The sequence below is a fragment of the Macrococcus animalis genome (genome assembly GCF_047425875.1).
GTDB classification, from domain to species: domain Bacteria; phylum Bacillota; class Bacilli; order Staphylococcales; family Staphylococcaceae; genus Macrococcoides; species Macrococcoides animalis.
The window spans coordinates 333,227-358,890 of the sequence record NZ_CP179727.1 but is presented as its reverse complement, the minus strand read 5'-3'; the positions used below and the strand labels follow the sequence as shown (position 1 = coordinate 358,890).

General features: G+C 33.5%; 26 protein-coding genes. 23 read left to right on the top strand and 3 right to left on the bottom strand.

What is annotated here, in order from left to right:
* The first annotated feature begins 158 nt into the window (after positions 1-158).
* On the top strand, positions 159-1,412 hold the full coding sequence (locus ACMGE9_RS01830) for a nucleotide sugar dehydrogenase (protein ID WP_414043556.1): 1,254 nt from the start codon (positions 159-161) through the stop codon (positions 1,410-1,412).
* Between the two features lie 54 nt (positions 1,413-1,466).
* On the opposite strand, the gene ACMGE9_RS01825 is transcribed toward ACMGE9_RS01830, so the two are convergent.
* Complete coding sequence (locus ACMGE9_RS01825; protein WP_414043555.1) at positions 1,467-2,069, bottom strand: hypothetical protein; 603 nt, start codon at positions 2,067-2,069, stop codon at positions 1,467-1,469.
* Between the two features lie 129 nt (positions 2,070-2,198).
* Between ACMGE9_RS01825 and ACMGE9_RS01820 the strand changes: the two genes are divergently transcribed.
* From ACMGE9_RS01820 to ACMGE9_RS01755, 14 genes are all read left to right on the top strand, one after another.
* Entirely contained in the window at positions 2,199-3,119 is a 921-nt protein-coding gene (locus tag ACMGE9_RS01820) for a hypothetical protein (RefSeq protein ID WP_414043554.1), read from the top strand.
* On the top strand, positions 3,119-3,742 hold the full coding sequence (locus ACMGE9_RS01815) for an acetyltransferase (RefSeq protein WP_414043553.1): 624 nt from the start codon (positions 3,119-3,121) through the stop codon (positions 3,740-3,742). Before ACMGE9_RS01820 ends, ACMGE9_RS01815 begins: the two co-directional genes overlap by 1 nt.
* An 11-nt stretch (positions 3,743-3,753) precedes the next feature.
* Positions 3,754-4,767, top strand: a complete 1,014-nt coding sequence (locus ACMGE9_RS01810) for a glycosyltransferase (RefSeq protein ID WP_414043552.1) — start codon at positions 3,754-3,756, stop codon at positions 4,765-4,767.
* A 45-nt stretch (positions 4,768-4,812) separates the two neighbouring features.
* Positions 4,813-5,928, top strand: a complete 1,116-nt coding sequence (locus tag ACMGE9_RS01805; RefSeq protein WP_414043551.1) for a glycosyltransferase family 4 protein — start codon at positions 4,813-4,815, stop codon at positions 5,926-5,928.
* A 28-nt stretch (positions 5,929-5,956) separates the two neighbouring features.
* Positions 5,957-7,237 carry a flippase gene (locus ACMGE9_RS01800; RefSeq protein ID WP_414043550.1) on the top strand — a complete coding sequence of 427 codons (1,281 nt, stop codon included), beginning with the start codon at positions 5,957-5,959 and terminating at the stop codon, positions 7,235-7,237.
* 172 nt (positions 7,238-7,409) lie between these two features.
* A complete protein-coding gene (locus ACMGE9_RS01795) occupies positions 7,410-8,078 on the top strand; it encodes a YveK family protein (protein WP_414043549.1) in 669 nt (222 codons plus the stop codon).
* A gap of 26 nt (positions 8,079-8,104) precedes the next feature.
* Positions 8,105-8,806 (top strand): CpsD/CapB family tyrosine-protein kinase, encoded by a 702-nt coding sequence (locus tag ACMGE9_RS01790; RefSeq protein WP_414043548.1) that lies wholly within the window; start codon positions 8,105-8,107, stop codon positions 8,804-8,806.
* A gap of 24 nt (positions 8,807-8,830) precedes the next feature.
* Positions 8,831-10,642 (top strand): polysaccharide biosynthesis protein, encoded by a 1,812-nt coding sequence (locus tag ACMGE9_RS01785; RefSeq protein ID WP_414043547.1) that lies wholly within the window; start codon positions 8,831-8,833, stop codon positions 10,640-10,642.
* 38 nt (positions 10,643-10,680) lie between these two features.
* Complete coding sequence (locus ACMGE9_RS01780) at positions 10,681-11,883, top strand: hypothetical protein (protein ID WP_414043546.1); 1,203 nt, start codon at positions 10,681-10,683, stop codon at positions 11,881-11,883.
* Between the two features lie 8 nt (positions 11,884-11,891).
* A complete protein-coding gene (locus ACMGE9_RS01775) occupies positions 11,892-12,881 on the top strand; it encodes an NAD(P)-binding domain-containing protein (RefSeq protein WP_414043545.1) in 990 nt (329 codons plus the stop codon).
* The gene (locus tag ACMGE9_RS01770) at positions 12,878-13,468 is read left to right on the top strand and encodes a sugar transferase (protein WP_414043544.1); all 591 of its coding nucleotides are present in this window, start codon (positions 12,878-12,880) and stop codon (positions 13,466-13,468) included. The genes ACMGE9_RS01775 and ACMGE9_RS01770 overlap by 4 nt, the downstream gene beginning before the upstream one ends.
* 29 nt (positions 13,469-13,497) lie before the next feature.
* Positions 13,498-14,634: a DegT/DnrJ/EryC1/StrS family aminotransferase gene (locus ACMGE9_RS01765; RefSeq protein ID WP_414043543.1), complete on the top strand. Its 1,137-nt coding sequence runs from the start codon at positions 13,498-13,500 to the stop codon at positions 14,632-14,634.
* A 79-nt stretch (positions 14,635-14,713) separates the two neighbouring features.
* A complete protein-coding gene (locus ACMGE9_RS01760) occupies positions 14,714-15,280 on the top strand; it encodes a hypothetical protein (RefSeq protein ID WP_414043542.1) in 567 nt (188 codons plus the stop codon).
* Positions 15,281-15,295: 15 nt separating this feature from the next.
* Entirely contained in the window at positions 15,296-15,880 is a 585-nt protein-coding gene (locus ACMGE9_RS01755) for a YdcF family protein (protein ID WP_414043541.1), read from the top strand.
* Positions 15,881-15,922: 42 nt separating this feature from the next.
* Here the strand turns inward: ACMGE9_RS01755 and ACMGE9_RS01750 are convergent, their stop codons facing one another.
* Entirely contained in the window at positions 15,923-16,336 is a 414-nt protein-coding gene (locus tag ACMGE9_RS01750; RefSeq protein ID WP_414043540.1) for an RrF2 family transcriptional regulator, read from the bottom strand.
* Positions 16,337-16,512: 176 nt separating this feature from the next.
* Between ACMGE9_RS01750 and ACMGE9_RS01745 the strand changes: the two genes are divergently transcribed.
* Positions 16,513-17,661, top strand: coding sequence for a globin domain-containing protein (locus tag ACMGE9_RS01745; RefSeq protein ID WP_414043539.1), 1,149 nt, complete (start codon positions 16,513-16,515; stop codon positions 17,659-17,661).
* A gap of 153 nt (positions 17,662-17,814) precedes the next feature.
* On the opposite strand, the gene folD is transcribed toward ACMGE9_RS01745, so the two are convergent.
* Positions 17,815-18,663, bottom strand: a complete 849-nt coding sequence (folD, locus tag ACMGE9_RS01740) for a bifunctional methylenetetrahydrofolate dehydrogenase/methenyltetrahydrofolate cyclohydrolase FolD (protein WP_414043538.1) — start codon at positions 18,661-18,663, stop codon at positions 17,815-17,817.
* 210 nt (positions 18,664-18,873) lie between these two features.
* Here folD and purE point away from each other — a divergent pair, with 210 nt between their 5' ends.
* The 7 genes from purE to purF are packed head-to-tail and all read left to right on the top strand — an operon-like array spanning position 18,874 to position 25,664.
* Complete coding sequence (gene purE, locus ACMGE9_RS01735) at positions 18,874-19,356, top strand: 5-(carboxyamino)imidazole ribonucleotide mutase (protein ID WP_414043537.1); 483 nt, start codon at positions 18,874-18,876, stop codon at positions 19,354-19,356.
* A complete protein-coding gene (gene purK, locus ACMGE9_RS01730) occupies positions 19,343-20,461 on the top strand; it encodes a 5-(carboxyamino)imidazole ribonucleotide synthase (RefSeq protein ID WP_414043536.1) in 1,119 nt (372 codons plus the stop codon). Before purE ends, purK begins: the two co-directional genes overlap by 14 nt.
* A complete protein-coding gene (gene purC / locus ACMGE9_RS01725; protein WP_414043535.1) occupies positions 20,458-21,159 on the top strand; it encodes a phosphoribosylaminoimidazolesuccinocarboxamide synthase in 702 nt (233 codons plus the stop codon). Before purK ends, purC begins: the two co-directional genes overlap by 4 nt.
* A gap of 2 nt (positions 21,160-21,161) precedes the next feature.
* Positions 21,162-21,422: a phosphoribosylformylglycinamidine synthase subunit PurS gene (gene purS / locus ACMGE9_RS01720; protein ID WP_414043534.1), complete on the top strand. Its 261-nt coding sequence runs from the start codon at positions 21,162-21,164 to the stop codon at positions 21,420-21,422.
* The gene (gene purQ, locus ACMGE9_RS01715) at positions 21,422-22,084 is read left to right on the top strand and encodes a phosphoribosylformylglycinamidine synthase subunit PurQ (RefSeq protein ID WP_414043533.1); all 663 of its coding nucleotides are present in this window, start codon (positions 21,422-21,424) and stop codon (positions 22,082-22,084) included. The genes purS and purQ overlap by 1 nt, the downstream gene beginning before the upstream one ends.
* A 2-nt stretch (positions 22,085-22,086) precedes the next feature.
* Positions 22,087-24,267, top strand: coding sequence for a phosphoribosylformylglycinamidine synthase subunit PurL (gene purL / locus ACMGE9_RS01710; RefSeq protein ID WP_414043532.1), 2,181 nt, complete (start codon positions 22,087-22,089; stop codon positions 24,265-24,267).
* Entirely contained in the window at positions 24,246-25,664 is a 1,419-nt protein-coding gene (purF, locus tag ACMGE9_RS01705; protein ID WP_414043531.1) for an amidophosphoribosyltransferase, read from the top strand. The genes purL and purF overlap by 22 nt, the downstream gene beginning before the upstream one ends.

Genomic DNA, 25,664 nt, shown 5'->3' with positions numbered 1-25,664 from the left:
AAAGTAATACAGTAGATAATTGTAGCAATTATAGATATAATGATGTAACATAAGTTTGGAAAAGTATATTTAACCTATCGAATTTTTTTACATGTTATTCGTTAGTAAATATATGAAAATTATACGCATTGCGTAATTTAAAAGGATAGGTGTTTATTTTGAAATTAACAACGATCGGATTAGGCTATATTGGTTTACCTACTTCTATTATGTTCGCAAAACATGGTGTAGACGTTTTAGGTGTGGATATTAAACAAGAAGCAGTAGATAAACTAAATGGCGGTCAAATTCATATTGAAGAGCCTGGTTTACAAGAAGCTTTAGATGAAGTAATCGCAAGTGGTAAATTCAGAGCTGCGACGAAGCCTGAAGAAGCAGATGTTTACATAATCGCTGTACCTACACCAAACAACGATGACGAACACAAATCATGTGATAACACAATTGTTATGGCAGGGGTAGAGAGCATTGTACCTTTACTTAAAAAAGGTGATACAGTAATTGTTGAATCTACAATTGCACCACGTACAATGGATGATTTCGTTAAACCATTTTTAGAATCTAAAGGATTTGTAATTGGAGAAGACATTTATTTAGTTCATTGTCCGGAACGTGTATTACCAGGACAAATCATGCACGAACTAATTTACAATAACCGTATTATCGGTGGAATTACGCCTGCATGTGTTGAAGCGGGTAAAAAAGTATATGGTACTTTCGTAAAAGGTGAAATGATTGAAACACAAGCTAAAACAGCTGAAATGTCTAAATTAATGGAAAATACATATCGTGATGTTAATATTGCTTTAGCAAATGAATTAGCGAAGATTTGTAATCGTTTAGATATTAATGTTCATGATGTAATTGCGATGGCTAATAAACATCCTCGTGTTAATTTACATACACCGGGTCCTGGTGTGGGTGGACACTGTTTAGCAGTAGATCCATACTTTATTATTGCTGAAGCACCTGAAGAATCTAAGTTAATTAAGTTAGCACGTGATATCAATGTATCAATGCCTGCTTATGTTGTAGAGAAAACTAAAGCGATTCTTGCTAAATTAGGTGGTAATAAAGTAACAGTATTCGGTTTAACATATAAAGGTGACGTTGATGATATTCGTGAATCACCTGCATTTGATATTTATGAAATGCTAAATGCTGAAAGTGGTTTTGAAGTATCAGCTTATGATCCACATGTACAATTAGAATGGGTAGAAAAAGATATTAATAAAGCATTAGAAGGTAGTTCACTTGTATTAGTATTAAGTGATCATAGTGAATTCAAAGTTTTAAAAGATGCTGACTTTGAAGCAATGACAAATAAAGTGATTTTTGATACTAAGAATGTAGTACCAAACAATTTTGAAGAAGTTAACTACTACAATTACGGTAACATTCAAAAATTATAATTATAAAAAGCAAATGCCACTACATTATTTGTAGTGGCATTTGCTTTTATTTAACTATGAATTCTGATTGATAACTTCATTCATTTGGCCTTTAAATTGACGATAGGCTTCATTCACTTGACCATAATAGTTACGGTTAATTTCGAGGACTTTATTTTCATAGATTCTATCTGCTTCAGCACGCATGCCTTCATGTTGTCTTACGGCATCTGCATTTGAATTACTATTAAGTAAGGCATCTGCTTCTTGATAGGTTGTATTACGTTCCGTCAAAGCATCTTTTAACGCACTGTCTCTTGTAGCAACGGCATTTTGAATAGCTTCGTCACGATTTGCTACTGAAGTTTTAATTTCCTCTGGAGTTTGTTCATCATCATTTGTTTGTGCAGTTTCTACAGTATCATTTGCTTCTGTAGTTTTTTCGTTATTTGATGTAGCATCTTCAGTAGATTTCTCTTTAGTAGATTTCTCATCTTTATTCTTTTCTTTTTCTACCTTTAATTCTTCTTCTTTTTCTTTTAATTTTTCTTTTGCGACTTGTGCCTCTTTTTTTGCTTTTTCAACGGCTTTTTCTTCTTTATTCTCCCCACCACAAGCTGTAAGTAATAATGTAGAAGCTAGGAATGTGACAGTAATCTTTTTGAAATGATTTTGCATAATATACCTCCTTTAATATCTTGTATCTCAATATAACATAAGTTCCATTTTATTGGTATTCTGATGTATCTCACTGTAAATAATGCTATAATAAACTAAATTCAAAACTATAGTTTGGAGGAACAGTGTGTGATTAAAATTGCGATATTACATGAAGGTAAAGCGTATATGCCTGAAATAGATGCATATGCATCTTATTTAAACGATTCGGGTGAGTTTATTGTTGATGTTGTAAGTAAGTCAAATCAAATAACAGACGAATACGATATCGTATGGAAAGTGATGGGACTAGACCGCAACCGCAGTGAAAAACAAGCGCTTATTCATGAATACAACACGATAACGGTCGGTAAAAATGCAAAAGTTAAAGATTTCTTAAAGAAATTGTTAAACACAAAACCCGACGGTCGAATATTTCAAAATAAAAAGGTGCATCAAGTTTTTAATTTTAAAGATAATCAACCTTTTATTTATAGAGATATGGGTATAAGCAAACAGTATTTTATTCAAGGTGATGTAAAGAAAGAGTATGATTTTGTTTACATAGGCACAATGGATCCTTCTCGTGAATTGAATAAGATGTTAGAAATGTTTAAAAAGAATAGTGATTTATCTATTATTTTAATTGGAACACCTGATCCAGGTTTAGAGAAAGAGTTTGGAAATTTACCGAATGTTCATTTCGTAGGACGCGTTCCTTATGAAGAATTGCCATTAACTGCAGCAAAAGCAAGGTTTGGTATGAATTACATACCAGATGTCTTTCCGTTTAATAAACAAACATCAACAAAATTACTTGAATATTGTGCTTTAAACTTGAATGTCGTAACAACAAGTTATGAGTGGGTAAACAACTTTGAATCTGTAAATAACGGGAAATTCTTTAAGTTAAATAGTGACTTATCGAATTTAACTCGTGAAGAATTAGAAGCATTTAATTTTGTTACTCCAGATTTAAGCCACTTAGAATGGAATAACTTATTAAAAGAAGCTGAATTGATTCCGTTTATTAAGGCAGTATTAGAAAATCATAAAAGGAAACAAAAATAATGAAATTAATTATTATCGGTAATAGTGGTCATAAAAAGGTAGTTTCTGAAGTGGCGGAACAACTAGGATATACAATTGTTGGTATTATCGATGACGCTTTTGATAGTCGTTTTTCTGAAGAAGATATATTGTATGGTAATACCAAACATATTCATGACATGATTCGTGAAACAGGTGCTCGGTTATTTTTTGGAATTGGAAACAATAAAGTGCGTCAGCTTATAATTGAAAGAGAACATTTGTCTAATGAAATGTTTGTTACGCTAATTTCACCCCATGCGATTATTTCTAAGTCAGCACATATTGGTATCGGTACTTTAGTAATGCCTGGAGCTATCATAAATGTTGATGCTAAAATAGGCACTCAAGTTATCATCAATAGTGGGGCAATTGTTGAACACGATTGTGTTGTATCGGATTATGCTCATATTTCACCCCATGCTACATTAACAGGAGCGGTTAATGTAGGTAGGGGTACTCAAATTGGTGCACTAGCTGTTGTTAATCCAACAGTGACAGTAGGAGACTGGGTTACGATTGGAAGCGGTGCTAGCGTGGTCCGTGATATACAATCGAACACGGTGGCTGTCGGTGTACCTGCTAAAATAATTAAAACACTATAAGGAGCATCCCATTGAAACTAAGTATAATAATACCAGTTTATAATGTTGAACAGTATTTACCGGATTGTATCGAAAGTTTAATTAAACAAGATATAGATCCAGAATTATATGAAATGATTATTGTAAATGATGCATCTCCCGATAACTCATTAAAAATTGCTGAAGATTATCAAAAACAATATCCTAACATTAAAATCATCAGTCAACAAAATGGTGGGATAGCTTCAGCACGTAATACAGGCATTAAAGCAGCTACCGGTGAATATCTTGTTATGCTCGATTCAGATGATTTTTATTCTAAAGTTTTCTTTAAAGATATATTTGAATTTATTGCTGAGAATAATAATCCTGATATAGTGCTTTTCGATTTTAACTATTATTATATGCTGGATGAACGTCAGGAACGTGTACAAAGATCCTTTAAACCAAGTGACTTTAAAGGATTGACGGGTTTACAAGCAGTAGAAATGATATTAGATAAAGAATTAATGTTTAGTTGGTATGCGTGGCCATTCTTCGTCAAGACAGATCTAATAAAACAGAATGATTTGTATTTTGTTAAAAATAAGAATTATGAAGATATGATGTGGGTTCCAGTTGTATTTGCCAAGGCAAACAAAATCGCTTATTTTGATAAGGCAGTACTTGAGTACCGTCAACAAAGAGCAGGACAAATTACAGGTACAATGAGTTATAAAAATATAGTTGATCCTTTAGATGCACCAAAAATTGTAGATGAACAATTAAAAAGATGTAATATTCAACTGAGTGAAGAAGCAGATAAAAAGCTTAAGCAAAATATCGCAAATAAATATTTTATAGCATTTATTTATGGAGCATTACTTAATCGTAACGAACGTAATCAACTTGTTGAAGCATTAAAATCCCATGAGCATTTAAGACAATATTCAAGCACGCAACTTACAAAACGTATTAACACCCTTATAAGTAGCATTGGTATTAAAAATACTTTAAAATTATTTAGTATCGTATTGCCTATTTACCGTAAATTTAAAGGCAAGTAATACATAGCAAGATGTCATAAATTTTATAATAAATGAGGGATTATTTTGAAAAAAGCATTATTCTCTGCGAATGTATTCCGTCACTTTACAGCATTTCACACACCATATATGAAAATGTTAATGAATAAAGGTTACGAAGTATATGCAATCGCGAACGAAGATTATGGTGGTCATAAAGAACAGTTAGAAAGTATTGGTATTCACACAATCCAAGTACCAATTAATCGTAATCCATTATCTAAAGATAATTTAATGAGTTTGAAAATACTAAAAGAAACTATGAAAAATGAAGATTTTGATATTGTGCATGTACATACTCCGATTGCAGCGTTTTTAACACGTGTTGCAAAACCAAAAAATATGAATGGTAAGTTGATTTATACAGCACATGGATTTCACTTTTTTAAAGATGCACCTCTTAAAAACTGGCTCATGTACTTTCCGTTAGAAAAATTAACAGCTGGAAAAACTGATTTGTTAATCACAACGAATAACGAAGATACTGTCACTGCTAAACGATTAGGATTTACGGAAGATAATTTAGTACATATTAAAGGTGTTGGTGTGGAGATTGATCATCCTAAATTGAGTGATGATGATAAATTGAATTTAAGAAATGAACTTGGATTAAATGTTACAGATAAAATCATTATTTGCGTTGCAGAAATGAATGATAACAAAAACCAAATGTTCTTACTTGAGAACTGGTCTAAAATTAAACAAAAAGTACCTGATGCGGTGCTATTATTTGCGGGTGTTGGTCCAAATTTAGAAAAGTATGAAGCATATAAAACGAAATATGAATTAAAAGATATTCATTTCTTAGGTTTTAGACGTGATGTACCAAATTTATTACAAATTTCTGATGTAATGACATTACTGAGTCACCGCGAAGGCTTACCGAAGAGTATTATGGAAGGAATGGCACAAGGTTTACCATGTGTTGTTGCAGATACACGTGGATTAGTAGATTTAGTTGATGATAATGAAAATGGTTATGTCGTTGAAAAAGGTAATAATGAAAGTCTGATTTATGCGTTTGTAGATTTACTTCAAAACGATGATCGAAGACATAAAATGGGTCAACAGAGTAACGAAAAAGTAAAATCATTTACTTTAGATTCTGTGATGAAAGATTACGAACAAGCATACTTACGATAAGGTGCATTGTGATTGGGGATTTTTCTAAATGAAAAAAATGAACTTTGTATGGATGTTCCTTGGTACCGGTATGGGTGCAATCATGGGACTTCTCATGAATATTCTACTCGCGCGTAATCTTGATAAAGCAGATTACGGTATTTTCGGTATAGGGTTAACATTTATCAATATATTATCAGTGATTATCGGCTTTGGTGTCGCTGACTTTATCGTAAAGAGTTTCGCGGTCGAAGGTCGTCGAGCCTATCGATACGTTAATGCATGTATTTCCTTATTTACGATTAGTTTTACCATTACATTATTGATACTGATGGTTGTGGTATTTTCACCGATGTATGACTTTGAAACAAAATATTTCTTATTATTAATTGTTCCAAATATCTTTTTACAAGGAATTTACGCTATTAATAATTCGGTTAATCAAATTGAAGAGAATTTTAAAGCAGTATCTTTAAGCAATTTTTTAATATACTTTGTTCGTTTCTTTGCTGCAGTACTTGCAGTACTAACGTTTAAAGATGTTATTGCATTAGGCTGGTATTTAGTGATACTTTCACTACTTGCGATTGTTCCATTTTGGCGAGTTATCCGCAAATTATATACACAGGAAGTGAAAGTACCAGTATTACAAGATGCACCAATCCCTAAAGATGCAACAGTACGAGAAACGTTTAAAGAAACATATCCATTTGGTTTAATTGGTATATTCTATTTTATTTACTATCAAAGTAACGTACTATTATTATCTTTTTTAGTCGGTAAAGTTGCGGTAGGTGAATATAATGCTGCATTTGCAATTATACAACTTGCCTTTATGTTCCCAGATTTGATATTTAGACGAATATTTTATACGCGAATTCATGTTTGGGCGACGCATGATCCGGTTCAATTGAAACGATTTAATCGAAGAAGTTCAATTATACTATTTATCATAGGTTTGATCGGTATTATATTTGTTTGGTTAACTGCTAAATATTTGATTCTGTTTACTGCAGGGGAAAAATATTTAGATTCAGTATTTTACCTACAATTATTAAGTTTAGCAATTTTATTTAAATTTGCGACTGCGGTGAATGGTACAATATTATCTACTCAACATATGGTTTATAAGATGATGCGAATTAATGCAATTATTGCGATATTAAATTTAGTCGCAAATATCATTTTAATTCCCATTTTTAAAGTTGAAGGTGCCATTTTTGCAACATTAATTTCAGAATTTACGATGGCTATTATTGTTTTCATTGTCTCACATCGCTATTTAAATCAATTGGTTGCGAATGTTGAAAGTGAAAATGTATTGCCATAGTAATAATTGTTTTAACTATATGACATTTGTAAAGAAAAGTTAAAGTTTACGTAAATTCAGTTAAAAATAGTAATTTTAAAAACAAAATTTCTAAAATGTAGTAAAAACATAAAATTCTTATGGTAAAATAAATTGATTATAAAATTTTATAGAATTATTTGGAGGTAACAAAATGCAGGATAGCATGAATTTCACTCAGATATTTGAGGCGCTTAAGAAAGGTTGGAAATTTATATTAGGTACAACAATACTTTTCGCTTTAATTGCTGCGGCAGTTTCGTATTTCTTACTAACACCGATATACAAATCAGAAGCAACTTTACTTGTAAATCAAGAGACACGAACAAGTAAAAGTAATGATGCTGTTGATTTACAAACTAACTTACAGTCGATTACAACATATGCAAGTATTGCTAAATTACCGGATACTTTATTACCAGTTATTGATAAGTTAAATTTAAATGTATTGCCTGAAGATTTAGCAAAGGATATAGATGCAACAGCAGTACAGAATTCAACGCTATTGACAATAACAGTTGAAAATAAATCTCAAAAACGAGCTGTTGATATTGCAAATGCAATTACAACTACAATGGTACAACAAGACTCTTTAGACTTAAATAACTTAAAAGTTGCTTCAAAAGCACGTGTTATTCGAAATGCGAAACCTGTGGAACCGACACCCTTAATTAATATCGGTATTGGTGCTGTATTAGGTTTATTATTAAGTTTATTCTATGTCTTAGCAAAAGCATTAATGGATGTATCACTTAAAACTTCAGAACAGGTAGAACGTGAAATTGGCGTTTCAGTAATTGGTAACATTCCGTATATTAAATAATAATTGTATGACAAAGGAGTTTTATTATGTTCAAGAAAAGTAAGAGTAAAATTAAAAATAGATCAGAAAAAGCAAGAAAGTTAATCACTCTTGATGATCCTAGATCGCCAGTTTCAGAACAATTTAGAACGTTAAGAACAAATATTTCGTTTTCAACACCAGGTAGTCAGTTACAAAAGTTATTAGTAACTTCTTCTGTACAACAAGAAGGTAAATCTACTGTGTCAGCAAATTTAGCATGTGTATTTGCTCAAAATAATACGAAAGTTTTATTCATTGATGCCGATATGCGAAAACCAACAGTTCATAACACTTTTGGTGTTAAAAATGCGGTTGGTTTATCAACATATTTAACAGAACAAAGTACTTTAAAGCAAACAATTCAACCCACTGAAGTTGAAAACTTAGATATTATGTCAGCTGGTCCAGTACCTCCAAACCCATCTGAGTTATTAAACTCAAAAAATTTAGACATTATGTTAGATGAATTATGTACGTATTATGATTTAATCATCTTTGATAGTCCACCAGTTTTATCTGTAACTGATTCACAAATTCTTTCAGCAAAAGTAGATGGTATGGTATTAGTTATTGATAAACAAGAGAATAATAAAGCGAACGTTAAAGAAGCGCGCGATTTATTAACTGTAAGTGAGAACTCGAAATTGTTAGGTATCGTATTTAACAATGATGAGTACGATACAGATAAATATTATGTTTATCAATAATTTGTAATAGAGAGGGTTTTTTGTATGCATAAGAATTTCAAAACGTTACTGCTCATTGTCATAGATACGTTAATAGTTATGGGATCAGTATTGCTAGCTTGGTTTATTATCAAAGATTCAAGCCCTGAACCGAACACGTATTTTGTAGTAACAGGTATTTCAATATTATTAGCTTATTTGTTATTTGCATTCTTATTTAATTTGTTTAATAGACTATGGATATATGCAAGTGTTAAGGAGTTACTATCAGTCGTGTATGCAGTTAGTTTAGCAGTTTTCGTTGGTACAGTACTCACATATATCGCTCTAACAGTAATGAAAGAAACAAATAATATCATCTTTGGTGCAGTTATTATTATTTGGTTATGCTTGATTGTTTTCATAGGTGCAACAAGAATATTCTTTAGAATTTTCAACAAGAACCATGAAAACACAGAAAACTTTGAACGTGTATTAATCTTCGGTGCTGGACGAGGTGGAACTACATTAGCACGTCAAATGGAAAATGTACCAACTATGAAAATGAAGCCTGTATTATTTTTAGATGATGATGTTAATAAATACAAACAAGTCATCAATGGTGTAAAAGTTATGGGCTCAAGAAATGATTTGCGTGCTGCAATTGACAAGTATGAAATTGATAAAGTCATCCTCGCAATCCCATCACTAGCTCAATATAAATTAAAAGAGTTATATGATATTTGTATTGAATCAGGTGTTAAAGTTCAAATAATGCCAAATATAGATGATGTGTTAACTGGTAAAAAAGAAGTTGCACATTTAAAGAATATCGATTTAGAAGATTTATTAGGTCGTGATCCTGTTAAGTTAGATGCAGGTGGTATTCGGGATGTCATTAATAATAAAACAATATTAATCACTGGTGCTGGTGGTTCTATCGGTTCTGAAATCGTGAGACAAGCATCTAGCTTTGGACCAAAACGAGTACTTCTTGTTGGTCACGGTGAAAACAGTATTTATAATATTATGATGGAAATGAAGAATCGCTTTAAAGACGGCCATATTAACTTTGTTCCAGTTATTGCTGACATTCAAGATCGTGATAGAATGTTCAAAATCGTTGAAAAGTATCGTCCAGATGTAGTATTCCATGCTGCGGCTCATAAACATGTTCCTTTAATGGAAGGGAACCCTAAAGAAGCGATAAAGAATAATATTTTTGGTACAAAGAATATTGCTGAAGCAAGTGATGCGTTTGGCGTAAAAACTTTTGTAATGGTTTCAACTGATAAAGCTGTTAATCCACCTAATATAATGGGTGCAACGAAACGATGGGCAGAGATGGTCGTACAAAACTTAGACAAACGTTCTGAAACGAAATTTGTTGCCGTTCGATTTGGTAACGTATTAGGCAGTCGTGGTTCAGTTATTCCTTTGTTTAAGAAGCAGATTGAAAAAGGTGGGCCAGTTACTGTAACGCACCCTGATATTACAAGATACTTTATGACAATTCCTGAAGCAAGTCGACTTGTTATACAAGCCGGGGTCCTTGCTAAAGGTGGAGAAGTATTTGTGCTGGATATGGGTGAACCAGTTAAGATAGTAGATTTAGCAAAGAATGTTATTGAGCTTGCTGGATACACAATTGAAGATATTGGTATTGAATTTACTGGTTTACGACCAGGTGAGAAGATGTACGAAGAGTTGTTAAATGAAAACGAAGTTTCTGAAGATCAAGTCCATGAAAAAATTTATGTTGGTCGTGCAGTACCTAAAGACTATGATGCGTTAATGTCGGATATTGATCGTTTATTGTCGATGTCTGATGAAGATGTTAAGGCACTTGTGATCGGTGAAGCAAATAAGAAATTTTAATCATAACCGAACAAAATAAGTGAGTAGGAGTACAAGCAATGGAAAAAAGTCAAATACGCACCGCTGTAATATTTACAGCGTTCATCACTGTAATGTTTTTAATTACCATCGCTTTGTATTATGTGAGCTTAGCAACTGGATATCATGGTCTCGCAATACCTATCTTAGGTGGTAGTGATGATGGGGTATTCTACTTTGAAAATGCACTCGAAATTAAGAATGGCGGTAACGCTATTCTTACTTCAGTGCATGTTCTTATATTAGGCTATGTTTTAAAGCTCTTTAATACAGAATATGTATTTTATTTAAAGATGTTTAACTTTTTAGGCGTAGTACTATTTGCAATTATTACGTATTTATTAATTCGTACGCTAGTAGGTAGTAGACATGTTATGAATCTTTATAGTTTATTTCTAGGTATGATGTTACTGTTTATCAGTTTTGTCTATGTATCAACAATTTCAATTATCCGTGACATTTGGATTTTTGATTTCTTCTTACTTTCTATTTGGTTATTTGCAATTTTCTTAAACTCAAATGGATTTGTTAAAATTTTGTTGATATTGCCCATACTTTTATCGATGTTCTTGTTGTTTAGTTACAGAGATTATGCAGCTGCATCTTTTTTAGGTGCTTCAGGATTATTCATCTTCTTTAATCGTAAAAATAAATCAACAAATGTAGGATTTGTTATTATAACTGTCCTTGTATTACTGGGGATTTATTATACAGCATTAAAAGATTTTCAAATTCCGTTAGTTGGTTTAAGTTTAGCAGATGCTTTAAACTATCGTAAAAATGGACAAGAATTATATGCCGGTGCTAGTCAGTTAAATATATCTCTAGATCAACCCAATTATATATTTTTCTTATTTAACTATGCGTATAGTTTACTCAGTAATGCATTAGGACCATTACCATTCCAAGTGCGTGGGTTTAGTACACTTGTATTATTTTTGACAGAGTCAATTCCGATGGCAATTATTTTCTTCTATATTTATAAAAATAGAAAATCTTTGGAATATCTTGATAAAATGTTATTAACTCAGAGCTTAATTTGGTTCTTATTTATCGGTATCACAAACGATAACTTAGGTACAGGATCAAGACTTAGAATTTCAGGCTACCTGTTCATTTTACTAGTGTTTGCAAAGCTTTTTTACATGAAAAATTGGGGCAAAAAAATAGATGAGAAGCATGAAGAATGGCAAAAGAAAAGTCAGTTTGTAAATCGCAGATGAGGTGACCTATGGATTTCTTAAAATTAAAAGAAGAATTTAAAACTCAGAGTTATGATTCAATCGTTTTAGCAACAACTTCCAATCACAGTTCCGATTTTTTACGGTTACCGGATAAATATATCAATGGACAGAAGTGTATGAGTTTCTCGATAGCAAATACTGTTATAGCTACAGAAGTTATTCAAGTTTTTGATGGGACAGCGAAATATATTTATGTTGATGTAGAAAGAAAGCAAAATATTGATTTTATTACAATTGCACAAGAAAATATTAGTATAAGTCGTTTACGTGAAATGAAGCCGAATGACTTAGCTATGGAAGCTGCAGATATATTAATCTATAAAACAATCAAAGATAAAAATGCTAATGTATTAATTGTGGGAACTGGTAATATTGGTATTAAATTAGCAATTCGATTAACAGAGCGTAATTATAATGTATACCTTCATGGTCGTAACAAAGAAAAAGTAGAAAACTTTGTTGCAATGATTAATCAAATGGTACCAAAATATGGTAAGAAAATAAGTGCATGGGACAATGAACCGATTGATGTGTTATGCACTATGGTATCAGCATTAGAGGTTATTGATGACTCGTATACAGAATACTTAAATAAAGGTGCGCTAGCAATAGATGGTGGTATTGGTAATTTTTCTAAAGGATTTATTAAAAATGCACACTTAAAAGATATTAATGTATTACGTTTAGATGTTCGTATTTCAAATGATCTATTAAATGGTATTGATCAATCTTATAATTCTAATTTCTTTACTGACATAAAAGGCGAAAAGGATTTTAATGGCATCCATATCGTATCTGGTGGTATCATTGGTAAAGAAGGCGATGTAATTGTAGACCGTATTCATATTCCTAAACGCGTGATAGGTATTGCAAATGGTATTGGAGGCGTAAAACCTGCTGATACAATCAGTGAAGTTGAAAAAGAACAGATTGCAATCATCAATGAAGAAATTAAGAAAGAGGCAGACAAAAAATGAAAAGACTATTTGATATCGCAGTAAGTGGTACTGCACTTTTATTACTTAGCCCGGTCATCGTAACATCTGCAGTACTAATTAAGAAAAAGCTTGGTTCTCCAGTAATATTTAAACAGACGCGACCAGGTAAAGATGGCGAACCTTTTGAAATTTATAAATTTAGAACGATGACAGATGAGCGTGACGTACGTGGTGAACTATTACCCGATTCAGAACGTTTAACTGAATTCGGTAAAACATTACGTAAATTAAGCATTGATGAATTACCTCAATTACTAAATGTCTTAAAAGGAGATATTAGCTTGGTAGGTCCAAGACCACTACTTATGCAATATCTACCGCTATATAATGAACATCAAAAACGACGTATGAATGTCCGACCTGGCATTACAGGTTGGGCACAAGTGAACGGACGTAATAATATTAGTTGGGAAGACAAATTTGATTTAGATGTATGGTATGTTGACCATCAAAGTTTTATACTAGACTTATATATTATTTATTTAACGATTGTGAAAGTCTTTAGACAATCAGATATTAGTCAAGATGGCCATGCCACGGTCCCTGCGTTTACTGGAACAAAATAAAATAGTATGAAATGAAAGAGGGCATTAAAATGAATAAACGTTTACACTTATCAATTGCACATATCGGTGAAAATGAACAAAAGTATGTAAAAGAAGCATTCGATCAAAACTGGGTTGCACCACTTGGACCAAATGTAGATAAATTTGAAGAAGTTGTATCTGAGTATGTTGGAAGACATTCAGGTGCCGCATTAAATTCTGGTACATCAGCGATTCATTTAGCGATTAAATTATTAGATATTAAAGAAGGCGACACAGTTTTTTGTTCTTCATTAACTTTTATTGCAAGTGCAAATCCAATATGCTATGAAAAAGCAACACCAGTATTTATTGATAGCGAACGAGATACATGGAATATGTCACCAGTTGCTTTAGAAAAAGCTTTAAAAGAAGCTAAGGCAAAAGGACAATTACCGAAAGCAGTTGTGATTGTAAACTTATATGGTCAACCTGCAAAGTTTGATGAATTATTAGCATTATGTGATGCATACGGTGTTCCTGTGATTGAAGATTCCGCTGAAAGTTTAGGTGCTGAATATAAAGGTAAGAAATCAGGTTCTTTCGGTAAATTCTCTATCTTCTCTTTTAACGGTAACAAAATTATCACAACAAGTGGTGGTGGTATGTTAATGTCAGATGACGATGAATTAACAAAGAAAGCACGTTTCTTATCTACGCAAGCACGTGATCAAGCGATTCATTATCAACATAGTGTTGTTGGATATAACTACCGCTTAAGTAACGTTTGTGCAGGTATCGGTCGTGGGCAAATGGAAGTTTTAGATGACCGTGTGAATCGTCGTCGTGAAATCTTTGATATTTATGCGCGTGAAATTGGTCAGATTGACGGAATCGAATTAATGCCAGAATTAGCTGAAACTAAGTCAAATCGTTGGTTAACAGCTTTAACAATTGATTCGGATAAATTAGGTATAGAACCGAATGATTTAATTGCTAAATTAGGCGAAGAAAATATCGAATCTCGTCCAGTATGGAAGCCATTGCATATGCAACCTGTATTTGAAGGAACAAAATTTTATTCTCATGATGAAGATGTGGCTAAAGATTTATTCGAACGTGGGTTATGTTTACCATCAGCTTCACTTATGACAGATGAAGATGTAGTATTTGTTTGTGATACTATTAAGAAAATTATTCAAAAATAAATCCAATTTAAAACTGAAATGAAAGTTTCAGTTTTTTTTTGAATAAAAAATAAAAAGTGCGTTTGAGAGTGGGTTTTAAATGAAAATCTTTTGGCGACTGTTATTAATAATAACCATACTTTTATATCTAGTGAGTACAGCGGTGTTTACCATTTTTCATCAACAATTTAAGCATCTTGCAATAAAGGATTATGTAAAGCCTAGTCATTGTGTGCTTGTATATAATCCAGGACGAGATATAGAACTTTTGAAAACAGCGAAACAATTACTTGATAAAAATCCAAAAAGTAAACTTATTTATACGCCTTTGATTGTCAATAGTGATGTTAATAGTTTACAATTATTAAAAGAAGTAGGGATTGATAAATCAAAAGTTGTACCAGAATATTATAGTACTTCGATGAAAGCATCAGCGGTTAGTGCTACAGATCTTATGCATAATGAAAATATGAATCGATGTACTCTTGTTGGACGTGATTATGAATTGAAGCGATTAGTTGCTACATTTGAGAAGAATAATCCGATGTTTGATTTTTATCATAAAGCAGTACAATTAAACGGTAAAAGCTATTTAGATACAGCTGATGGAAGAAAAAAAGCGGAAAAAGAGCTTTGGCAATACCCGAAACTTTGGTTAAATCGATAACAGGGGGAATATTCAATGAAGAAGAAATTGCTCGGTATTATTGGTGCGTTATTATTATTAGCAATAATTGCAGTAGGTATTGGTGTTTGGTGTTATAACAATGTTGACCATGGCGATAAACCAAAGAAAAGCGATGTTATTATCATGATTGATGGTGGAGATAGCGGTCGTTATACAGAAACAGGGCGATTCTATGAAGAAAAATATGCACCTAAAGTTATGATATCACCTGCAATTGAAGATAAAAATGGATTGAATAATGTTAAAGCTGTTGAAGAAGCAGGCGTTCCGAGTGAAGCGATTATTAAAGAGATGAAGGCAACTTCAACTTGGACAAATGCAACTGAGACTTTAAAATTAATGAAAAAAAATAACTTAAAATCAGCACTTGTCGTTACAAGTGATTATCATGCCACACGTACGAAATTAGCCTATAAACGAGCGAATAAAGATTACGACTACGATATAAGTGTAGTTGGTGTAAAAAGTAAAGATGGCTTAAAATGGAACGAATATCAGGCAGGTAAAGATCAAGCATTCCGTGAAGCGTACATTCTTCCTGCTTACTGGTTAGGATTATACAAAATTATTGATTTATAGAATATGAAAAGCATTAGGAAAATTTCCTAATGCTTTTTTACATTATATTGTAAAAGTTTTTCTTTTTAAAATGTCTTCCAAGGTGTATTGATCAAGTACTTTCAAGTAGGCAACTAGTGCTTCACCTAGAACACTCATTAAGCCACATTGATCGATTATTGGACATGTATTTGTTTCTCTGTCAAAACATTCAACGATATTAAAATGTTCTTCTGTCTTACGAATGAGTTTACCAATATTAATCTCTTCAGGTGACATCTTTAATGTGATACCACCGCCACGTCCTCGAGTTGTTTCTATATATCCTAATGTAGCTAAATTATTAACCACTTTAGTTAAATGATTTTTAGATATATTGTAAAATTTTGCGATTTCATCTATTTGTGTACGATTCTCAGTGCGTGCGAGATACATTAGCACACGTAAAGAATAATCTGAATATAATGTTAGTTTCAAGTCAATCCTCTCCTCTTGCCTTATTATAAACTAATTGATGCTAAATAAATATTTATTATTTTAATAAATCATGAACATTTTTTTGTGATAATGGTTGAGATTTTTATGATGAAGTTGTAAACTTAATAATGTGAGTTAAACATGTATTTTAAATACAACTTTTAGGGGGAAATAAAATGTTAACAGAAGAAACGAAAAGTATCATTAAAGCAACGATACCAGTATTAGAGGAGCACGGAGATGCTATTACAACAGCATTCTATAAACATATGTTTGAAGAACACCCAGAATTACTGAATATCTTCAATAAAACAAATCAAAAATTAGGGCGTCAACAAACAGCATTAGCACAAACAGTTATTGCTGCAGCCAAACATATTGATCATTTAGAAGCAATTATTCCTAATGTGAATCAAATTGCACATAAACATAGAGCATTACAAATTAAAGAAGAGCATTATCCAATCGTTGGTGAAAACCTAATTTGGGCAATTGGTGAGGTGTTAGGAGATGCAGCAACTCCCGAAATTATTGATGCATGGACAAAAACATATGATGTCATAGCAGATGTATTTATCCAAATGGAAAAAGCATTATATGAAGAAGAAGAGTGGTCAGACTTTAAACCGTTTAAAGTAGTTGCAATTAATGATGAAAGTACTGATATTAAATCATTTACAGTGAAATCTGATGAAATCAAGGTGCAACCGATTAAGGCAGGTCAATATATCACTGTTAAAGTCCATCCAGAAGGTGAAGAAAATGATGCGCTACGTCACTATTCAATCTGTTCAGTGGATACAACAAATGGAATAAAATTTGCAGTGAAACGTGATGTTGTTGGCAGTGATAAAGGTATGGTATCAAACTACTTACATGATACAGTTAAAATTGGAGATGAAATTCTGTTATCTGCACCGGCCGGAGAATTTACAGTTGATGCAAAAGCGGATAAATCAATTGTGTTAATCAGTGGTGGTGTGGGAATGACACCAATTATGGCAATGCTAGAAGATGAAGCTGCTAAAGGTCGTGACATTAAGTTTATTCATTCAGCTTATAATAGTGAAGCTGTTCCATTTAAAGCAGAAATCAAAAAGTACCATAATAAAGATAATGTACAATTCTACTTTAATTATTCTGAAACAGCAGGTCGCTTAAATAAAGTAAAATTAGCTGAAATTATAAATGGCAGCGAAGAAATCTACATGTGTGGATCAGTTGCATTCATGGAAGCGATGTTAGAAGTATTTAATGAAATGAATATTGACCGTAGTCAAGTTCACTTCGAACCATTCGGTCCAAAAATGAGTATAACAATTTAATTAAAGTAAATTGATAAACACCGATTCTTTATAAATCGGTGTTTTTTTTGTCGAATGTGAGAAAAAATAACGGTTGAATCTTAATTAAGGGTAATACGAAAGTAAGCGAACCAAAATACACCCAAACAGTATGTTTGGGTGCAAATCATTAATCTATTTCATATTACGTTTCCCTGCTAATAATGTGTTGTTTAACACCATAGTTATCGTTAATGGACCAACACCACCAGGTACTGGTGTAATCGCACTTGCAACTTCACTTACTTCGTCATACTTCACGTCGCCAGTTAATTTACCGTCAACGACAGTATTTCCAACGTCTACTACAACTGCACCTGGTTTTACGTCTTCTTTCGTTACTAATCCAGGTTTACCAACTGCAGAAACAATAACATCTGAACGTTTTAATACTTCTTTCATATTGTTACTACGTGAATGTAGTAATGTTACTGTGGCATTCGCATCTGTTAATAACTTCGATACAGGTTGGCCCACAATATGGCTACGGCCAATCACTGCGACGTCTTTTCCTTCTAAATCCATGTCCGCATTTTTTAAGATTTCCATAATACCAAGTGGTGTACATGGAATATAAGTTTCAACACCAGCGTATAGGCGTCCAATATTAATTGGGTTAAAGCCATCAACGTCTTTTTCAGGTGAAATTTTTTCTAATATTTTTGTTTCATCAATTTGTTTTGGTAATGGTACTTGGACTAATATACCATGAACATTTTTATCGTTGTTTAATTTTTCGATTTCATTTAATAATGCTTCTTCTGTAGTTGCTTCATCTAAATGAATGATTTCAGATGACATCCCAATTTTTTCAGCTGATTTCTTTTTGTTATTTACATAACTTTGACTTGCACCATCATTTCCTACAAGGATTACTGTTAATTTCGGTGTCACACCTTGTGATTTTAATGCTTCAACCTCTTTTGCTAATCCTGCGCGATAGTCCACCGCAATTTGTTTACCGTCTAAAACTTTAGCTGTCATTAAAATTTCCCTCCATCCTTTATTCGAACGATTAAGTTTATTATAGCAATAAAACAACCGTAAATACGAACAAAAATTATATTTTTAACAAAAAAGTTTACAATTGTTCGTAATTTACATTGAAAAATCAAACTTGAATTGTTATGCTATATAAGTAATATACACTTTATCTAAAGCGTTTATCAAATAATTCAAAAAGGGTGATCATTGGTGAAGGTAGCAGTAATAATGGGATCTTCTTCAGACTGGACAACGATGAAAGAAGCGTGCGAAATGTTAGAATATTTCGACATTTCTTATATTAAACAAGTAGTTTCGGCACATAGAACGCCACTAGAAATGGTTGAATTTGCAAAAAATGCACGTCAAAATGAGATTGATATCATTATTGCAGGTGCTGGGGGAGCAGCACATTTACCAGGTATGGTTGCGTCTATGACAACTGTTCCGGTAATTGGTGTGCCAATTGAATCGAAAGCATTGAAAGGAATGGATTCATTACTTTCAATTGTTCAAATGCCTGGTGGTATTCCAGTAGCAACAACTGCTATTGGTAAAGCGGGTGCGAAAAATGCTGGTATTCTTGCAGCTCGTATGATGAGTTTAAAAGATACTACTTTAATAGAAAAGCTTGATCGTTATGAAGCAACATTAGTAGAGAAAGTTGAGGCGATGCAAAGTGACCTCGAATAGGTTCAAACTAGGTCAATCCATTGGTATTATCGGTGGTGGCCAACTCGGTAAGATGATGGCACAATCAGCTCAGTCTATGGGTTATAAAGTGAATATATTAGATCCGGACCCAACGTGTCCAGCTCGATATGTAGCACATCAATTTATTGAATCTCCATACAATGATTTAGACGGCTTAAAACAACTGAGTGAATTAAGTGATGTCATCACATATGAATTTGAAAATATTAATGCAGAGACATTAAAAGTAATTTGTGGAGAGAACGATGTACCTCAAGGTTATGAAACGGTAGGTACTTTACAAAATCGATTAACTGAAAAAGAAGCAATTGCATCAAGTGGGGCTATCGTTGTGCCATATCACAAAGTAGATTCTAAAGAAACGTTAGATCATGCGATTGTAAATTTAGATTATCCTATCGTATTAAAGACGGTATTTGGTGGCTATGATGGAAAAGGTCAACTTGTATTAAAATCTGCTGAGCAATTAGAAGAAGCATACAACATGACAGAAAGTGCTGTGCTTGTGGCAGAAAAAATGATCGAGCTTGATCGAGAAATCTCAATTACTGCAACGCGCAACTTACAAGGTGAAATTTGTTACTTCCCAGTACAAGAAAATGTTCATCGCAATCAGATTTTATTTAAAACGACGGTTAAAAAAGAACATGCTTATACTGAACAAGCTATAGCAGAGGTTGAAAAAATCATTTCTAAAATTCATTTTGTTGGAACGTTTACTGTTGAATTCTTTATCGATAAAGCAGGTAAGTTATATGTGAATGAAATTGCACCACGTCCACATAATTCAGGACATTATTCAATTGAGGCTTGTGATTATTCGCAATTTGATACACATATTTTATCGGTTATCGGACATACGTTACCTGAATCTATTACGTTACATGAAGATGCCGTGATGTATAACTTATTAGGTCAAGACTTAGATGCGATGGAAAACCATTTCCCAGAACATCCTGAATGGCATGTCCATGTATACGGTAAAGAAGTAAGGAAAGAAAATCGCAAAATGGGACATATTACCCTATTGTTAGACGACAAAGCGGATACGTATTATCCTATATATAAGGAGAAGATGGAATGACTTTAGTTTATGAAGGAAAAGCAAAACGTGTATTCAATACAGATGATGAGTCTGTCTATCGTATTGAATACAAAGATGAAGTAACAGCGGGTAATGGTGCTAAAAAAGATAAAATGGAAGGTAAAGGTCGTTTAAATAATTTAATTACAAGTTATTTCTTTGAACGATTGACACGTGAAGGCATACCATCTCATTTTATTGAAAAGACGAGCGATACTGAACAATTGGTAAAGAAAGTTACAATCATTCCTTTAGAAGTTGTTGTAAGAAATTATGCTGCAGGTTCTATCACAAAACGTTTAGGGTTTGAAAATGGTCAAACTTTTGATAAACCTTTAGTTGAGTTTTACTATAAAAAAGATGAATTAAACGATCCATTTATCTCTGATGACCATGTTAAGTTATTAGGTTTAGCAAATGATGAAGATATTCAAGAATTAAAAAGACAAGCGTTAATCGTTAATGATACATTAATGAAAATAATGAACGAAATGAATTTGAAACTGATTGATTTCAAAATCGAATTTGGTAAAGACAGTGAAGGAAGAATCCTTTTAGCTGATGAAATCTCACCGGATACTTGTCGTATTTGGGATTTAGAGACAAACGAAAACTTTGATAAAGATGTTTACCGCAATGACACGGGCTCACTAATTGAAACATATACTAAATTTTATAATAAACTGGAGGCATTATAATCATGACTAAAATCGAATTACACATCACATTACAACCACAGGTATTAGATACTCAAGGACAAGCTTTAACACGTGCTGTACACGACTTAGGATACAAACAAGTAAACGATATTCGCGTAGGTAAAGTATTATTTATGACAGTTGATGAAGCTAGTGAAGAAGCAGTAGCAAACGTAGTAAACACATTAAGTGAAAAATTATTTGCGAATACAGTTATCGAGGAGTACAGCTATAAAATTATTGAAGATGAGGAGACAAAATAATGAAATTTGCTGTGATTGAATTCCCAGGATCAAATTGTGATAGAGATATGTTCAATGCAGCTCTAAACACAGGTTTTGAGGCAGAATACGTTGATTATAGAAATACATCTTTAGAAGGTTTTGACGGTGTATTAATTCCAGGTGGATTCTCATTTGGTGACTACTTACGTTGTGGTGCTATGGCACGTGTTGCACCCATCGTTCCTGAAGTGAAACGTTTAGCAGATGAAGGACGTCCAGTATTAGGTGTATGTAATGGATTCCAAATCTTAACTGAGATTGGTTTATTACCTGGTGCTTTAATGCATAATACAAGCCATAAATTCATTTGTCAAAATGAGCCTTTAACAATCGTTAATAACGAAACGAAATTTACACATCAATATGATAAGAATGAGACAGTCATTTATCCAATTGCACATGGCGAAGGAAATTACTTCTGTTCTCCTGAAACATTAAAAGAACTTCAAGATAACAATCAAATCATCTTAACTTACAAAAACAATCCAAACGGATCTGTTGAAGATATCGCGGGTATTGTGAATGAAGAAGGTAATGTCTGCGGTATGATGCCTCACCCAGAGCGTGCTATGGAATCATTACTTGGCACAGATGATGGTATTAAGTTATTCCAATCAATTTTAGAAAGTTGGGGGAAATAAGAATGGTTAAATTTTTAGAACCAAACGAACAAGAAATTAAAGACAATAAGTTATATGCGGAAATGGGTCTTTCTGACGCTGAATACGATAAAGTGGTAGAAATATTAGGACGCAAGCCTAACTATACTGAAATCGGAATATTCTCTGTTATGTGGAGTGAACACTGTTCTTATAAACACTCTAAACCATTCTTAAAGCAATTCCCTGTAACAGGTGAACGCGTATTAATGGGTCCTGGTGAAGGTGCTGGAGTTGTTGATATCGGTGATAACCAAGCCGTTGTATTTAAAGTTGAGTCACATAACCATCCATCTGCCATTGAGCCATACCAAGGTGCAGCTACAGGAGTTGGTGGTATCGTTCGTGATATCGTTTCTATCGGTGCACGTCCAATCCAATTATTAAATTCTTTACGTTTTGGTGAATTAACTGAAAAACAAAACAAACGCTTATTTTCAGGGGTTGTTGCTGGTATCGGTGGATATGGTAACTGTATCGGTATTCCTGCAGTAGCAGGAGAAATCGAATTTGATTCTCGCTATGATGGGAATCCGTTAGTAAACGCAATGTGTGTGGGTATTATCGATCATGATAAAATTCAAAAAGGGACTGCTAAAGGTATCGGTAATCCTGTAATATACGTAGGTTTAAAAACTGGTCGTGACGGTATTCATGGTGCAACTTTCGCTTCAGAAGAATTAAGTGAAGAAAGCGAAGCAAAACGTCCATCAGTACAGATCGGTGACCCTTTCGTAGGTAAGAAGTTAATGGAAGCAACACTTGAAGCAATTACTTATCCAGAATTAGTCGGTATTCAAGATATGGGTGCTGCAGGTCTTACTTCATCAAGTTCAGAAATGGCTGCAAAAGGTGAGTCAGGGATTCACTTACATTTAGAAAAAGTACCAACGCGTGAAGCGGGTATTTCACCATACGAAATGATGTTATCAGAAACACAAGAACGTATGTTATTAGTCGTTGAAAAGGGCACTGAACAAAAGTTCTTAGACTTATTCGAACACCACGAATTAGATTCAGCAGTCATCGGTGAAGTAACAGATACAGATCGCTTCGTATTAAGCTACGAAGATGAAATTTATGCTGATATCCCAGTTCAACCATTAAGTGATGAAGCGCCAGTATACGTATTAGAAGGTAAACAAGCTGAATATAAAGACGTTGATCATAACTATGACAACATCGATGCAAAAGACGTATTTACACGCCTTTTAAATCACCCAACAATCGCTTCAAAAACTTGGGCTTACTCTCAATATGACCAACAAGTGGGTGCGAACACAATCATTAAACCAGGTTTATCTGCCGGTGTAACACGTGTTGAAGGTACGAAAAAAGCAATCGCTTCTACAATTGACGGAGAAGCACGTTACGTATTTAACAATCCTTATGAAGGCGGAAAAATGGTCGTGGCAGAAGCTTACCGTAACTTGATTGCTGTTGGTAGTTTACCACTTGCAATGACGGATTGCTTAAACTATGGTAACCCTGAAAAGCCTGAAATTTATCAACAATTAGCGGATTCTACTAAAGGTATGGCAGAAGCTTGTAGCACGCTGAATACACCAGTTGTATCTGGAAACGTTTCTTTATACAACGAAACAAAAGGTGATGCAATCTTCCCAACACCAGTTGTTGGTATGGTTGGTTTAATTGAAGATGTGAATTACTTAAATGATTTCAAACCAACTGAAGGCGAGAAAATTTATTTAGTGGGTGCATTCAATAATGATTTTGGTGGCTCACAAATCGAAAAATTATTATTCAATGAAGTATCACATGTAACTACAAATATTGATTTAACTGAAGAAGTGAAACGTGGTGAAGTGATCCGTAAAGCAATTACAGCAGGTCAATTATCACACGTACAAGCAGTAGGTAAAGGCGGATTAGCAATTAAATTAGCACAAATTACTGCATACTTTAACAAAGGGATTGAAGCAAAAGTAGATGCAACAAATGCAGCAGTTTTTGCAGAAACACAAGGGAACTATATTTTAATTGCAAAAGAAGGATTTGTTCCTGAAAATGCAACTGAAATTGGTATATTTGGAGGAGAAACATTCACATTAAAAACAAACCAAGGCGAAATTACTGAAAGTGTTGAAAACATCAGTCAGTCTTGGAAAGGGGCTATTGAAAAATGTATGACATCAGAGGCCTAAATGAAGAATGTGGCGTTTTCGGTATTTGGGGTCACCCAAATGCCGCTGACCTCACATACATGGCACTTCATTCATTACAGCATCGTGGTCAAGAAGGTGCGGGTATTGTTTGTTCTGACGAGTCGAATATTTATGGGGCACGTGGTATGGGATTATTACCGGAAGCTATTAGCCAAGTGAAACTGAGTTCATTAAGTGATTTTAACCATGCGATCGGCCATGTACGCTATGCGACAACTGGTGCATCAGAATTATCAAATGTGCAACCCTTTATTTTTAAACATTCTAAAGGGGATATTGGGTTAGCGCATAATGGGAATTTAACGAATGCTGAGCAAATCAAACTCGCTTTAGAATCTGAAGGTGCAATATTCCAGACATCAAGTGATTCTGAAGTATTAGGCCATCTGTTATTAAAAGCAAAATCATCTAATAAATTTACTAATTTTAAAGCAGCACTAAATCAAATCAAAGGTGCATTTGCATTTTTAGTTCTACATCCGGAACAAATGTTTGTTGCGCGCGATAGTAATGGTGTACGCCCGTTAATGTTAGGTAAAGTGGACGGAGCATATTGTGTGGCAAGTGAGACGTGTGCATTCACTGCAATCGGTGCTGATTATATTCGTGATATTGAGCCAGGTGAAGTATTAGTATTTAACAATGATGGATTGATTGAAGATACGTATACAACAAAGACTGAATCTCACATGTGTTCTATGGAGTATGTTTATTTTGCGCGCCCTGACTCTGAATTCAGGAATCATTCTATATATGAAGTCCGCAAAGCATTAGGACAACAACTTGCAAAAGAAATGGATATTGAAGCGGATATTGTCATCGGTGTGCCCGATTCTTCTTTACAAGCAGCTAGAGGATTCTCAATGGAGTCTGGACTGCCGAATGAACAAGGCTTAATCAAGAATAGATATGTGGGTCGTACATTTATTGCGCCAAATCAAACATTACGTGAACGTGCTGTACGTATGAAACACTCACCAGTAAGAGACGTTATAGAAGGTAAACGTGTAGTGGTTATTGATGATTCAATTGTTCGTGGTACAACAAGTAAATTTATCGTCAAAACTTTAAAAAATGCAGGTGCAAAAGAAGTGCATATGGCAATTTCTTCTCCACCTTTAATTCACCCTTGTTATTACGGCATCGATGTATCGACACATGCAGAACTGATTGCATCAGATAAGAGCGTAGATGAAATAAAAGATATTTTAGAAGTAGACTCATTAACATATTTATCGGTTGAAGGTATGCATGAAGTGTTTAGTCAGTTTGATTCAAAAGGGGAATGTAATGCATGTTTCACTGGTAATTATCCAATCGAAATCGTCGATCACTTATTACCTGAAGACAAAGAGAAGAAGAAGAAGGGAGTCTAA

Bases quoted from the DNA above. Each gene is read 5' to 3' on its own strand.
- ACMGE9_RS01825 (WP_414043555.1), bottom strand. From the start codon at position 2,069: ATGCAAAATCATTTCAAAAAGATTACTGTCACATTCCTAGCTTCTACA.
- ACMGE9_RS01815 (WP_414043553.1), top strand. From the start codon at position 3,119: ATGAAATTAATTATTATCGGTAATAGTGGTCATAAAAAGGTAGTTTCT.
- ACMGE9_RS01800 (WP_414043550.1), top strand. From the start codon at position 5,957: ATGAAAAAAATGAACTTTGTATGGATGTTCCTTGGTACCGGTATGGGT.
- ACMGE9_RS01795 (WP_414043549.1), top strand. From the start codon at position 7,410: ATGCAGGATAGCATGAATTTCACTCAGATATTTGAGGCGCTTAAGAAA.
- ACMGE9_RS01790 (WP_414043548.1), top strand. From the start codon at position 8,105: ATGTTCAAGAAAAGTAAGAGTAAAATTAAAAATAGATCAGAAAAAGCA.
- ACMGE9_RS01785 (WP_414043547.1), top strand. From the start codon at position 8,831: ATGCATAAGAATTTCAAAACGTTACTGCTCATTGTCATAGATACGTTA.
- ACMGE9_RS01780 (WP_414043546.1), top strand. From the start codon at position 10,681: ATGGAAAAAAGTCAAATACGCACCGCTGTAATATTTACAGCGTTCATC.
- ACMGE9_RS01775 (WP_414043545.1), top strand. From the start codon at position 11,892: ATGGATTTCTTAAAATTAAAAGAAGAATTTAAAACTCAGAGTTATGAT.
- ACMGE9_RS01770 (WP_414043544.1), top strand. From the start codon at position 12,878: ATGAAAAGACTATTTGATATCGCAGTAAGTGGTACTGCACTTTTATTA.
- ACMGE9_RS01765 (WP_414043543.1), top strand. From the start codon at position 13,498: ATGAATAAACGTTTACACTTATCAATTGCACATATCGGTGAAAATGAA.
- ACMGE9_RS01760 (WP_414043542.1), top strand. From the start codon at position 14,714: ATGAAAATCTTTTGGCGACTGTTATTAATAATAACCATACTTTTATAT.
- ACMGE9_RS01755 (WP_414043541.1), top strand. From the start codon at position 15,296: ATGAAGAAGAAATTGCTCGGTATTATTGGTGCGTTATTATTATTAGCA.
- ACMGE9_RS01745 (WP_414043539.1), top strand. From the start codon at position 16,513: ATGTTAACAGAAGAAACGAAAAGTATCATTAAAGCAACGATACCAGTA.
- folD (WP_414043538.1), bottom strand. From the start codon at position 18,663: ATGACAGCTAAAGTTTTAGACGGTAAACAAATTGCGGTGGACTATCGC.
- purC (WP_414043535.1), top strand. From the start codon at position 20,458: ATGACTTTAGTTTATGAAGGAAAAGCAAAACGTGTATTCAATACAGAT.
- purS (WP_414043534.1), top strand. From the start codon at position 21,162: ATGACTAAAATCGAATTACACATCACATTACAACCACAGGTATTAGAT.
- purQ (WP_414043533.1), top strand. From the start codon at position 21,422: ATGAAATTTGCTGTGATTGAATTCCCAGGATCAAATTGTGATAGAGAT.
- purL (WP_414043532.1), top strand. From the start codon at position 22,087: ATGGTTAAATTTTTAGAACCAAACGAACAAGAAATTAAAGACAATAAG.
- purF (WP_414043531.1), top strand. From the start codon at position 24,246: ATGTATGACATCAGAGGCCTAAATGAAGAATGTGGCGTTTTCGGTATT.